The sequence below is a fragment of the Candidatus Pseudothioglobus sp. Uisw_016 genome (assembly GCF_048087635.1).
In the GTDB taxonomy this organism is placed as follows: domain Bacteria; phylum Pseudomonadota; class Gammaproteobacteria; order PS1; family Pseudothioglobaceae; genus Pseudothioglobus.
Map to the genome: position 1 here is coordinate 316921 of NZ_CP159806.1, position 13222 is coordinate 330142.

The window sequence follows — 13222 nt, forward strand, 5'->3', positions numbered from 1 at the left end:
AAATATAATGCAAATAAGTCTAATCATTACTACTTATAATCGACCTGATGCATTACTGCTTGTCATGAAGAGTGTTGAACGTCAGAGTTTAGTTCCTAACGAAGTAATTATTGCCGATGATGGAAGTAACAAAAAAACACAAGAATTGATTGATAACTTTATTATTCATTCAAATTTAAATATAATTCACTCCTTTCAAAAAGACAAAGGCTTTAGAGCTGCGAAGTCTAGAAATAAGGCAATATCAAAATCAACTGGTGATTATATTGTTTTAATAGATGGAGATATGATTCTTCATCATAACTTTATTTATGATCACAAAAAAAATGCGCAGAATGGGTATTTTACTCAGGGCAGTAGGGCTTTATTAAGTCAAAAAAAGAGTGATGAAGTATTGGGAGGTAGTTATCTTGCTTTCAACATATTATCTAATGGTTTAAATAATAGAAAGAATGCGCTACACTCTAATTTATTATCAAAGTTATTTTCAAGAAAAAAAAATTATTTGCGTGGACTTAAAACTTGTAATGTATCTTTTTATAAAAAAGACTGTATTAGTGTAAACGGATTTAATAATAATTTTGAGGGATGGGGAAGAGAGGATAGTGAATTTTTTGTAAGACTAATGAATAAAGGAGTTAAGCGTAAAACATTGAGATTTAACGCCATTCAATATCATCTTTGGCATGAGGTGGTGAGCAGAAAATCACTTTTAAAAAATGACCAACTATTGCAAAAAGCAATTGATGAAAATCTTGACTGGTGTGAAATGGGAATTCAACATTTCTTATGATTATTAAACTAAGGTTGAAAGCATCATTTTTAAAACTTATCAGTAATCATAAAATAAGACCAATATATGTCAATACCTCACCAAAATTTTTAATTTTAATGCATCAAAATATTGGAGATATGATTGTATGTAGTCCAATATTAAGAGAATTAAAATTAGCATTTCCAAACTGTAACTTACAGGTTCTAGCCAGCCAAACAAATAAGGAGATAGCTCAAGCTAATCCTTATATTGATAATGTTATTGTGTATAAAAATCAATGGCATAGATTATTGCCACTATTAATAAAACTTAGAAATAATAAATTTGATTTTGCAGTTGAACTCGAGGCGAAAATTATTACCAAAGTAATTCTTATGTTAAGAGTTATAAAACCTAGCTGCATCTTATCGGTAAGTAAGCGCGAAGGAAGGTATGGTATTGATCCTCAAGGAGTTCATCCATATGATTACTATACAAATGTAAAAATAAATCACCAGAGGGATACCTGTATTGATATATTAAGACTTCTCAAAATTAATTGTATAAATAAAAAGTATGATTTCTTTTATTTAGAAAAAAATCGTCAAAAATCTCAATTATTTATGTCAACCTTTGATTCAAAAAAAATAATTATTGGTTTGAATATCACTGGCTCTAGCATGGAGCAAAGAATTTCAGCAAATGATGTTAAAAAAATTTTATTAGGTTTACATTCTATTAGTAATAATATTTTTGTTATATTGCTTCATAAACCATCAGATAAAGAATGGGTAAATGAACTAATATCAAATGATAAATCTTCATATGTATTTCCATCATATCCAACTGAATCTATTTTGGATGTTGCTGCAATTGTTGATGCAGTAGATTTAGTAATCACTCCAGATACATCAATAGTACATATGGCATGCGCCTTAAATAAGCCTTTAATTGCTATATACAAGAGAGATATGGAGGGCTTTGAGGCCTGGAAACCAAAATCAAAATGTAATTATGTTGTATTTTCAGAAGATTTTGAGAGCTTAAATTATATTAATATAGATACCGTCATTAATAAAAGTTTGGAGTTAATTAAAATGCATATAAAAAAAGAGCTCTAAAATATAAATGAAAAAAAATAAAAAAATAAAAGCTTTTTTACTCAAGCTGTTAACAAATAAAAGAAAAACACTTTTTGATATAAAAAAATCAAAAAGTGTTTTGATTTTAAAGTATGACAGAATCGGTGATATGGTTGTATCAACTCCAATTTTTAGAGAATTAAAACTAGCATATCCAGATATAAGCATCTCAGTTCTTGCAAGTAAAGAAAATAGAGATGTAATTAAAAATAACCCTTATATTGATAAAATTTATACAAATTACAAGAACCAAATTTTTAATGATTTACCAACTCTATTAAATTTAAGGAAGAAAAATTTTGATGTTTGTATTGAATTAGAGCATTCAGTTATTCCTCACGCTATTGTTAGGTTAAAAATAATAAATCCAAAAAAAACTATAACTATTCATAAAGATGGAAGATATGGGGTTAAAGGGAGTAATTTAAAGCTTTATGATTATTTTACAAAAAAAGATAATAAAAGTCATTTTGGTAAAATTTGGCTAGAAACTTTAATTTTTTTTGGTATTAGTCCTACTTCTTATAGTTATGATTTTTTTCTTAGTAATAATGAAAGAGAAAAAGCAAAAATTTTTGCAATATCACTGGGTAAAAAAATAAAAATAGGAATCAATATGGAGGGCTCCTTTCCAGAAAAAAGTATACAAAAAAAAGAGCTTGAAAAAATATGTATTGGTTTATATAAAAACTTCAAAAATATAAAAATTATAATATTAACGCAACCTGAGAAGTTACTAGAAAAGAAAAAACTAATTTTAGATCTAGAACTTGATTATGTTGAAACTTCATATAGCACTGAATCAATTATTGATGCCGCTGCATTAGTTGAACAACTAGATTTAATTATTACTCCGGACACATCAATAGTTCATATAGCTTCAGCTTTTAATAAACCTATAGTATCAATTCATGAAAATAATAAAGATAGTTTTCGTTTGTGGTCCCCCACTTCAACCCTTAGCAAAACAATTTTTGCTTCGAGTAGTTATGGGCTGGTTAATTATAGTGTTGATGATATTATTGAGTCAGCTTGTGAATTTCTTAAAATTATAGAGTTAGACATATGAGAATAATGGGAACAAAGTATTGTGGCCATGATAGTGCGCTATGTGTTTTAGATACTACGCAGAAAAAAATATTTGCTATCAGCACTGAAAGAGTTACTAGAATCAAACATGATTCAATAGACATAACTCCAATTATTAATGCCTATGATTTTAAAAATATTGATTTTATTGCCCATTCATATAGTGATTTTGAAGACAAAGGTCATGATGGAGAGTTGCGAGAAAAAATGACTTATACTAAGGATATTGAAAAAGCATTAAGGAGAATTATTAAGCCAAATTATATCGCAGACTTAAATTTAACAAGAGTTCAGAAAAACTTAATTATTTTTAAGTCATTATTTATTAATTATTCTGCAGTTAAAGAATATTACAGCGCTAAATATAAAAGATCTTTGGTCAGAGAAACTCCTGAAGGAAATAAAAAAGCATTTACAAGTTATATAAAGAAAAATTTAGCTAAATTTAACTTAATGCCAAAAAAAGTATTTTTTTATGATCATCATTTATGCCATGCTGTTCCATCTTATTATTTATCTCCTTTTAATGAAGAAAAGGCTATTGCGTTGACGATTGACGGCCAGGGAGATGGTTATTTTAGTAAATTATTTTATTTTAATGGATTAGATGATTACAAACTGATTGGTGAGTCATCAGCAGACTACTTGGGTGAGGGCGATAAGTTCTTATCAATTGGGCGATTGTATAATTATTTTACAAAAGCTATGGGTCTTCGTCCTAATAGTGATGAGGGTAAAGTGGAGGCATTAGCTGCATTTGGGAAAGCAGATAAAGATTTATATGGGAGTTTAATGTCTGCAACTCACATAGACAAGAATTTGTTAAGTATTAATTTTGATTTAAGACTTATCGAGTCTTTTTATGATATAGATTGGCTGAGAAAACAAAGAGAAAGGATTGGGGATGAAAATTTTTGCGCCTCAATTCAAACCTATCTTGAGGATATTATTGTTGATTATCTTAATCTCGCTTATGAAAAATATCCTACTAATAACTTGTGTATTTCTGGTGGTGTTGCAGCTAATATTATTATGAGTCTTGCGATTTATGAAAAGACTAATTTTAAAAATATTTATATCTATCCAGCAATGGCAGATGATGGATTGGCTATTGGAAGCGCTATATTAACTGCAATTAACTTAGATCAAGATATTAAATGGCTGAAAGATATGCCAATGCCCTATTTTGGCGACTCATATAGTCGTGAAGAAGTTAAAAAAGTACTTAATAAATTTGCTAATATTTCCTATGAAGATCTAGGAGATGATTGGCCTGAAAAAGCAGCAATATCTGTTGCAAAAGGAAAAATATGTGCTTTATTCCATGGGCAAATGGAATTTGGACCGAGGGCTTTAGGAAATCGATCAATTATAGCAAACCCAATGCTTGAAGATACGAGACAAAAAATTAATTCAACTATAAAAAGAAGGCCATCTTACCAACCTTTTTGTCCATCTATATTAGAAGAAGAGAGGGTTAGGTTGTTTAAAGATAGTTTTTCACATAAACATATGGCTATTGCCTTCAGAATGAAAGAGGAATTTATAAATGATTTGCCTTGTGCAGTTCATGTTGATGGCACTGCTAGGCCACAATTTGTAGAAGAAAAAGATAATCCAAATTATTATCGTTATCTAAAGGCCCTTAAAAATATTACTGGTTATGGAGTTAGCCTCAATACTTCCTTTAATTTACATGGCAGAACTATTGTGAGAACCCCAAAAGATGCTATTATTGACTTTATCGATTGTAATATAGACGAGCTTTTTATAGAAGGTTATAGAGTAAAAAGGAATTAGTATGAAAATTAGTGCATTTACTTTTATTAAGAATGGGCAAATATTAGGATATCCATTCATTCAGTCGATTCAATCTGTGTTGCCTATAGTTGATGAATTTGTTATAAATGTAGGTGAAAGCGAAGATGATACATTGTCACTTATTGAGTCAATCTCCAGCTCTAAAATTCGTATTATTAAATCTAAATGGAATGATAGTATGAAAGATCGAGGGTATGTTTATGGACAGCAAAAAATGATTGCCCAGTTTAATTGTACTGGTGATTGGGCTTTTTATATTGAAGGTGATGAGATTTATCATGAAGATGACCTTAGTCAAATTCAAAGTACAATGCAAAACTATTTAAAAAACCCTAGTGTAGAGGCTCTTGTGTTTGACTTTTATCATTTTTATGGAAATGCGAATACTTATCTAGATTCTCCAGGCTGGTATCGATCTGAAGCTAGAATAATCAAAAATTCAGTTCGATCCTATGCTCCTGATGGGCTATTTTGGGTTGTATTAGATCAAAATAAGAAAGGTAGATATCCAAGGGCAAAGCATACAGGGGTAAGTTGCTTTCATTATGGTTGGGTTAGAAGTGAAGAAGAAATGAATCTAAAGAGCCAAAAGGTTCAAAAATATTGGGGGAAAGAATATGTTAAGGTTGATTACACTCAAATTAATTCAAAGATTTTTAAAGAATTTAAAGGCTCTCATCCAAAAATTATTCAATCTTGGCTTCCAAAAGATATCGGAATTTTTAATGCAGACTCAGATTATAAGCTTAGTTCAAAAGAAAAAAAACATCAAATATTGTTAAAAATTGAAAATATTTTTAGCAATGATTTTAGTAAAAAACATTATAAGTTAATCTAATGAGAGTCTTAATTGAGCTTCCTACATGGCTTGGTGATGCAGTTATGGCAACACCAGCAATTGAGAACTTGATTAATTTTCATAAAGATTCAGATGTGGTCTTAATTGGCTCGCCAACTCCCATTGAGGTATTTAAAAATCACCCAAATATATCTGAAATGCATATTTTGAGTAAGAACCATATATCATTACTTATGGAAGCAAGAAAGTTAGGTAAGTTTGATATTTTTCTCTCATTTAGAAGCTCTCTTCGCTCAACTTTATTAAAATTTTTCATCTCAAGTGGAAATAAATATCAGTATAAGAGGGATGAGTTCCAAAAATGTCACCAAGTTGAAAAATATAATCATTTTATTAATAACTCTTTAGGTACAGACTTTTTAGTAGGACAGTTAATTATCCATTCCAAGAGTTTATTTAAAGAATCTTCTGAATTAATTAAAAAACATAAGCCTCTCCTTGGGCTAAATCCGGGCGCATCCTATGGGAATGCTAAGAGATGGTATCCAGAGGAATTTGCAAAGGTTGCTATAAAACTATCAAATCAATTTGATATTATTTTATTTGGTGGCGATAGTGAAAAAGATATTTCTATGGATATTGAGAAATTATTAATAGAAAAAGGAGTAACAAACTTTACAAATATTTCAGGTAAGACTAGTATTTCAGAGTTAATTCAATATATTTCAAATTTAGATCTTTTTATTACTGGCGATAGTGGACCAATGCATATAGCTGCAAGTTTTCAAGTTCCAAGTATTACAATTTTTGGACCAACTAAAGATAATGAGACTTCTCAGTGGATGGCTACAAAAAGCATTATTGTGAAAAAAAACCTTGAATGTCAGCCCTGTATGAAAAGAGTTTGTCCTCTAAAGCATCATAATTGCATGAAACTTATAAAAGCAAATGATGTTATAGAGGCCGTTAATTCTCTTAAATTAAATTGAAGTGATGAAGGCTTGATCAATTAAATGACAAATTATATGACCAATTAGAATGTGTATTTCTTGAATTCTTGGAGTATCTTCTGAAGCTACAACAAGGTTAATATCACAAATATTATTAAAATCTCCGCCACTCTTTCCACTAAAGCCAATGACTTTGCATCCATTGCTTTTTCCAAGCTTTAGAGCACTAATTACATTCTTACTTGTTCCGCCAGTGCTAATTCCAATCAAAACATCATTTTTATTGGCTAATGCTTGAACCTGACGATCAAACAAATGTTCAAAACCAAAATCATTGCCTATTGATGTTAAAACTGAAGTATCTGTTGTAAGTGCAATTGCAGGTAGTCCTTTTCGTTCAACTTTATACCTTCCCACAATTTCAGCCGCGATATGTTGTGCGTCAGCAGCGCTTCCTCCATTTCCAAATATCAAGATTTTATTGCCTTTTTTAAGACAATCAACACAAATTTTGGCTGCAATTTCAATATTTAAGCCAATATTTTCTAGAGTTTTCTGGCTGGAATTCAAATGCGCATTAAATTCGTTTTTGATGATTGACTGCATGTTAATAACCTTTTTTAATTTTTTCAATAGTTTTGGTCGAGCTCTTTCCTTCAATAAATTCAACTAGTTTTAGTTCATTAACAAGATCTTGTCCTACAACTTTTTTTCCATGATAGTCACCACCTTTAACAAGAGTATGAGGTTTAATGGCTTTAATTAATTCATAAGGAGTATCACCATCAAAAATAACTACATAATCAACAGATTCAAGTGCAGCCAGAATATAAGCCCTATCTTCTTGATTATTAATTGGCCTATTTTTACCTTTAAGCGCGGCAACAGATTTATCAGAATTAAGTCCAAGAATAAGGATATCACCAAATCCTTTAGCAGATTCTAAGTACTTAATATGTCCAGCATGGAGTATATCAAAACAGCCATTTGTAAATATTATTTTTTTTCCTCTAGATTTTAATTCCCTACTAAGAAAAGAAATTTCACTTACTGTTTTAATGTGTTCATCACTCGTTGATATGTTTAGACTAGATTCATACTCAATAATTTCATTTATTGATACTGTTGCGTTTCCTATTTTTCCAACAACAACACCTGCGGCTAGATTAGCAAATTTAACTGCTTCATCAATTTCAATATCGCAGCATATTGCAAACCCAAGTGAAGCCAGCATTGTATCACCAGCGCCTGTAACGTCAAATACTTCTCTTGCAACAGTGGGATAAGTATTTAATTTATTGTCATAAACTGCAACTCCCATCTCACTTAGAGTAATCAAAGATATTGTTAAGTTACAATCATTTTTTAGTTTCTGTATTGAAGAGTTAAGTGACTCTTCATCAATAATTTCAATACCAGTTGCTTCACTTGCTTCTTTTTTATTTGGGGTAAGAAGATACGCCCCTTTATACTTTGAGTAATCACGTCCTTTAGGATCAATGAGTACTTTTTTATTATTTTTATTTGCACATTTTATTAAAGATTGAGTTAAATCAAAGGTCAACAATCCTTTTCCATAGTCTGATAATAGTAAGGCATCATAGGTTGCTATATTTTCTTCAAAGTATTTAAGAATTAGTTTTTGTGATTTATTGCTAATTGGATTTGTCGTTTCACGGTCATACCTTATAACTTGCTGTTGTGAGGCAATAACTCTAGTTTTTTTACTACTAATCCTACCTTTTTCAGAGATTAAAAATTTATTACTCACACCAGCATCATTCAGTAATTGAACAAGTTCATTGGATACTTTACAGTCACCTATTGCGCTTATTACCTCAACTTCTGCACCAAGAGCTTTTAAATTATTAATAACATTTCCAGCGCCTCCTAGAACCATACTTTCACTATCTACGTTTACAACTTGAACAGGTGCTTCAGGAGATATTCGTTCACAAGACCCCCATAAGTAGTGATCAATCATTAAATCACCAACAACAAGTAGTTTAGGGTTTTTTCCTTGCAAATCAATCATAGTTCTAATATTTGTTTTTATGTAAGCGCATAATTTCAGGGATATATGCTTTAATACCATCTTCTAATGATAAATTTGGTGTAAATCCTAAATTATCTTGAGTGCTGTTAATATTAGCTTGTGTGTGTGTTTGATATCCGATATGTGGATTGGGGATATAGTCAGTTCCTAAATTAGTCCCCAATTCTGTTTGCAAAATATCAGCAATTTCTTGAAAACTTCTTGGTTTGCCAGTACCAACATTAAAGACCCCGCTGTTTATAGAGGAGCAGGCTTTGACGTTTGCTTGTATCACGTCCTCAACATGAATGAAATCACGAAATATTTCATGAGAATTTTCAAATAACTTCGGAGCATTGCCATCCATAATTTGATGTCCTAATTGAATTACCATTGAAGATGTTTTAGCTTTGAAATACTCCCGAGGGCCATAGACATTAAAATATTTTAATCCTAATATAGCCATTTCAGGGTTTTCATTAGAATAACGTGTAGCAATCTGATCCATCATATACTTACTATAACCATAAGGATTTTCAGGATCTTCATTACCTACAGTTTGTGGCGAAGGTAAATTTCCATAAGTTGCGGCTGAGCTTGCATAAACCATAACTGAATTATCAACCTTTGCTTTCTCAAGTAAATCATAGAAGGAGTTAACATTGGTTTGCATAATAATCTTTTGATTATCTACACGAGTATCAGAAATTGCTGCTTGATGAAAAATATAATCGAAGGTATAGGCATCTAGTAAGTCCAAGTCATCTTTATTATTTATATCCCCACATATAACATTACCAGTAAAGCCAATTAAATTTTTGTAATGTCCAAAACTTTTGAGGTTACCATTAGGGAAGGTAGAGCCACTTCTAAAGCAATCAAAAACTACAACTTGTGAGTTTTTATAATTTTCTTGAAAATAAAATGCTAAATTGCTTCCAATAAAGCCTGCTCCACCAGTAATTAAAATTGTTTTGTTATCGAAATCAATATTGCTATAAGCCATCTAAGTTATTAAATTTATAATCATTAAATTAATTTTAATACAAAGCGCACTTGAGTGATTGACTTAATTAAAGCAAGTATGAGTATAATTATATCAAATTGTTTGATTTTAAAAATATGCGGTATCTTAAAACTAATCACAAACTAAATTGGTATTTTATTTCTAGTATTCATATATTTTTGAAAGAAAGCTATGACAGCCATTAATAAGTGTCTTTTCCCAGTAGCTGGATATGGTACGCGCTTTTTACCAGCCACTAAAGCTATTCCTAAAGAGATGTTTCCTATCCTTAATAAGCCTTTATTACAACATGGTGTTGAAGAGGCATTATCCGCTGGCATTAATAATATGGCTATTGTTACTGGAAGAGGAAAGCGAGCTATTGAAGACCACTTTGATAATGCTTTTGAGCTTGAGGCGCAGTTGAAAAATACTCCAAATGAGCATTATCTCAAAGATATTAGGAATGTTATTGAAAAAGCTACATTTTCATATGTTCGCCAAAAAAAAATGCTTGGTTTGGGTGATGCTATTTCAACTGGAAAAACTCTAATAGGCAATGAAGCATTTGCAGTAATTTTGCCCGATGACTTATGCGCAAACAGTGGAGACTCTGTTTTAGCGCAAATGATTGAACTTCATAAAGATTATCCTGACTGTTGTATTGTGGCGGTAGAAGAGGTCTCAAAAGAAGAAGTAGGAAAGTATGGAATCGTAGAGATTGAAGCTATCTCCAACATCGCAAAAAATATGCAAAACTTTGCTTTTAAAATAACCAATATGATTGAAAAGCCAACTCAAAAAGAATCACCTAGTAATTTGGCAATTATTGGGCGTTATATTCTTACTCCTGATATTTTTGATATATTAGAAAAAACTAATCCAGATAATAATGGTGAAATTCAAATTACAGATGCTCTTTTGGCTCTTGCGAAAAAAGGTAAGGTGATTGCATATAAGTTTAAAGGCAAAAGATTTGATTGTGGAAGTGTTAAGGGCTTTGTTGTTGCTACAAACTATTTTGCAAAAGCCGAAGGTTTAATCTAATAATTTTTTCTTTATAAGTGCTTGTAAACTTCTAGATATTATAAATTTAACAATTTGATATTACTATGAGAGAAAATGTGAAGAAATTTTTAATTACTGGTGGTGCTGGCTTCATTGGCTCTTCTCTGATAAAGCACATTATTCATAACACTAAAAATAGTGTTGTTAATGTTGATAAGCTTACATATGCGGGTAATCTTGAATCTTTAAAATCTATTGATAATAATCATCGATACTGTTTTGAAAAAGTGGATATTTGTGATGCTATTGAACTAAGATATATTTTTAAAAAACATTCACCTGATATTGTTATTCACTTAGCTGCTGAATCACATGTAGATAGATCAATTGATGGCCCTAATGAGTTTATACAGACCAATATTGTTGGAACATATTTATTGCTTGAAGAGGCAAGAGCTTATTGGTCAGGATTGGAGGGGTTAAAGAAAGATGAGTTTAAATTTCATCATGTTTCAACTGATGAAGTTTATGGTGATTTAGAAGGTACAGACCTTTTATTTACAGAAAAAACTTCCTATGCTCCCAGCTCTCCATATTCTGCATCAAAAGCAAGCTCAGATCATTTGGTTCGAGCTTGGCACCGAACTTTTGGGCTTCCCACATTAATCACAAACTGTTCGAATAATTATGGCCCTTTCCAGTTTACTGAAAAACTTATACCACTTATTATAATGAAAGCATTGCAAGGAAAAGAGTTACCAGTTTATGGCGATGGTAAACAAATTCGAGATTGGCTTTATGTCGATGACCATGCTAGGGCATTAACTCATGTTGCGCTTAAAGGGAAAATTGGAGAAACATACAATATTGGTGGACATAATGAAATGCAAAATATTCAAGTGGTTAAAGAGATCTGTTTGATCCTTGATCAACTTGTTCCAAGTAATTTTGAGGGCATTAAACATTATTCTCAATTAATTACACATGTTGGAGACAGAGCTGGACACGATGTTAGATATGCTATTGATGCAAGTAAAATTGCTAATGAATTAAAATGGCTTCCTGATGAAACATTTATAACAGGCATTAAAAAAACAGTTCAGTGGTATCTTGATAATACTAACTGGCTTAAGAATGCTCAGGTTAAAGGCTATGAGGGTGAGAGATTGGGAGTGATTAAATCATGAGAGGAATTATTCTAGCTGGTGGTTCAGGAAAACGACTTTACCCACTTACAAAAGGTATGTCTAAGCAATTAATGCCTATTTATGATAAACCAATGATTTATTATCCTCTCTCAATTTTAATGTTATCTGGTATTCAAGAGGTGTTAATAATTTCTACAATTGAAGATCTTCCGAGGTTTGAAAAACTACTTGGGGATGGATCTGAAATTGGAATGAGATTTGAATACATAGTTCAGCCATCTCCTGATGGATTAGCGCAGGCATTTATCTTAGGAAAAGATTTTATTGGTAAAGAAGACGTTTGCTTGGTCTTGGGAGATAATATTTTCTATGGAGATGGCATGGTTAAAATGTTATCAAAGTCTGTATTAAATGCTTCAGATAAAAAAATAGCTACTGTCTTTGGTTACCATGTAACTGATCCAGAGCGTTATGGGGTGGTAGATTTTGATAAAAATGGCAGGGCACTTAGTATTGAAGAAAAACCGCAAAGTCCTAAAAGCAATTATGCTGTAACAGGCTTGTATTTTTACCCTAATGATGTCATTCTTAAGGCGATCAAAGTTCAGCCTTCTAATAGAGGCGAGCTAGAGATTACGTCTATTAATCAAATGTATCTTGAGGAGCGCCAACTAAATGTTGAATTAATGGGAAGAGGTTATGCTTGGCTTGATACTGGAACCCATGAGAGCCTATTAGAGGCCTCTACTTTTATTGAAACTATTGAGAGAAGACAAGGATTAAAGGTTGCATGTATTGAAGAAATTGCATTTGAGCAAGGCTATATTTCTAAAGAACAATTAATAAAGCTGGCTGAACCGCTGACAAATAACCAATATGGTAAGTATATTCTTAAGCGTGTAGAGGAGTTAATTTGAACTTTATACCTCAGTTAATTAATGATTTAATTTTAATTAAACCGACTATTCATGAGGATTCTCGTGGTTATTTTGCTGAAACTTTTAGACAGAATCTTTTTGAAGGTGCAGTAGGCTATAAAGTAGATTTTATTCAAGATAATGAGTCACAATCAATCAAAGGTGTCTTAAGGGGGTTACATTATCAGCTTCCCCCATATGCCCAATCTAAATTGGTAAGAGTGGTAAAGGGAAGGGTATTAGATGTTGCTGTAGATATTAGAAAAAGTAGTCCAACTTTTGGTCAGCATGTTGCCGTGGAGCTAACTGAAGAAAATAACCATCAATTATTTATACCTCGCGGTTTTGCCCATGGTTATGTAGTTCTTAGTGAAAGTGCTACTTTTTCATATAAAGTAGATAATTACTATTCTCAAAATTTTGATCATGGAATTGCTTTTGATGACCCTAAATTAGGAATTAATTGGCGCCTGCCTCTGACTGACTTACTCCTTTCAGATAAAGATAAAAAGCATCCAAAGTTAATTATTTCTTCTCATTTGTTTGATTAGCT

At 31.4% G+C, this 13222-nt stretch carries 13 protein-coding genes; 10 read left to right on the top strand and 3 right to left on the bottom strand.

Features of this window, described 5'->3' with window-relative positions:
* Window positions 1-7: 7 nt before the first annotated feature.
* The 6 genes from ABXT69_RS01605 to waaF all read left to right on the top strand — a co-directional run bounded on the left by ABXT69_RS01605 (window position 8) and on the right by waaF (window position 6594).
* Window positions 8-793, top strand: coding sequence for a glycosyltransferase family 2 protein (locus ABXT69_RS01605; RefSeq protein ID WP_416678571.1), 786 nt, complete (start codon window positions 8-10; stop codon window positions 791-793).
* Window positions 794-891: 98 nt separating this feature from the next.
* Window positions 892-1875, top strand: coding sequence for a glycosyltransferase family 9 protein (locus tag ABXT69_RS01610; RefSeq protein ID WP_416678572.1), 984 nt, complete (start codon window positions 892-894; stop codon window positions 1873-1875).
* A gap of 7 nt (window positions 1876-1882) precedes the next feature.
* Complete coding sequence (locus tag ABXT69_RS01615) at window positions 1883-2965, top strand: glycosyltransferase family 9 protein (RefSeq protein ID WP_416678573.1); 1083 nt, start codon at window positions 1883-1885, stop codon at window positions 2963-2965.
* Window positions 2962-4785 (top strand): carbamoyltransferase N-terminal domain-containing protein, encoded by a 1824-nt coding sequence (locus ABXT69_RS01620; protein WP_416678575.1) that lies wholly within the window; start codon window positions 2962-2964, stop codon window positions 4783-4785. The genes ABXT69_RS01615 and ABXT69_RS01620 overlap by 4 nt, the downstream gene beginning before the upstream one ends.
* Window position 4786: 1 nt before the next feature.
* Window positions 4787-5644 (top strand): glycosyltransferase, encoded by an 858-nt coding sequence (locus ABXT69_RS01625; RefSeq protein WP_416678577.1) that lies wholly within the window; start codon window positions 4787-4789, stop codon window positions 5642-5644.
* Entirely contained in the window at window positions 5644-6594 is a 951-nt protein-coding gene (gene waaF, locus ABXT69_RS01630; protein WP_416678578.1) for a lipopolysaccharide heptosyltransferase II, read from the top strand. The genes ABXT69_RS01625 and waaF overlap by 1 nt, the downstream gene beginning before the upstream one ends.
* Here waaF and gmhA read toward each other — a convergent pair.
* The 3 genes from gmhA to rfaD are packed head-to-tail and all read right to left on the bottom strand — an operon-like array spanning window position 6586 to window position 9596.
* Window positions 6586-7161 (bottom strand): D-sedoheptulose 7-phosphate isomerase, encoded by a 576-nt coding sequence (gene gmhA / locus ABXT69_RS01635; RefSeq protein WP_416678579.1) that lies wholly within the window; start codon window positions 7159-7161, stop codon window positions 6586-6588. The two genes, waaF and gmhA, sit on opposite strands and share 9 nt — an antisense overlap.
* 1 nt (window position 7162) lies before the next feature.
* Entirely contained in the window at window positions 7163-8590 is a 1428-nt protein-coding gene (gene rfaE1 / locus ABXT69_RS01640) for a D-glycero-beta-D-manno-heptose-7-phosphate kinase (protein ID WP_416678581.1), read from the bottom strand.
* Between the two features lie 4 nt (window positions 8591-8594).
* A complete protein-coding gene (rfaD, locus tag ABXT69_RS01645) occupies window positions 8595-9596 on the bottom strand; it encodes an ADP-glyceromanno-heptose 6-epimerase (protein WP_416678582.1) in 1002 nt (333 codons plus the stop codon).
* 192 nt (window positions 9597-9788) lie between these two features.
* On the opposite strand from rfaD, the gene galU reads away from it, so the two are divergent.
* From galU to rfbC, 4 genes are all read left to right on the top strand, one after another.
* A complete protein-coding gene (gene galU, locus ABXT69_RS01650; protein ID WP_416678584.1) occupies window positions 9789-10643 on the top strand; it encodes a UTP--glucose-1-phosphate uridylyltransferase GalU in 855 nt (284 codons plus the stop codon).
* A gap of 65 nt (window positions 10644-10708) precedes the next feature.
* Window positions 10709-11791 carry a dTDP-glucose 4,6-dehydratase gene (gene rfbB / locus ABXT69_RS01655; protein ID WP_416678585.1) on the top strand — a complete coding sequence of 361 codons (1083 nt, stop codon included), beginning with the start codon at window positions 10709-10711 and terminating at the stop codon, window positions 11789-11791.
* Complete coding sequence (gene rfbA / locus ABXT69_RS01660; RefSeq protein WP_416678587.1) at window positions 11788-12669, top strand: glucose-1-phosphate thymidylyltransferase RfbA; 882 nt, start codon at window positions 11788-11790, stop codon at window positions 12667-12669. Before rfbB ends, rfbA begins: the two co-directional genes overlap by 4 nt.
* The gene (rfbC, locus tag ABXT69_RS01665; RefSeq protein ID WP_416678589.1) at window positions 12666-13220 is read left to right on the top strand and encodes a dTDP-4-dehydrorhamnose 3,5-epimerase; all 555 of its coding nucleotides are present in this window, start codon (window positions 12666-12668) and stop codon (window positions 13218-13220) included. Before rfbA ends, rfbC begins: the two co-directional genes overlap by 4 nt.
* Window positions 13221-13222: the final 2 nt, after the last annotated feature.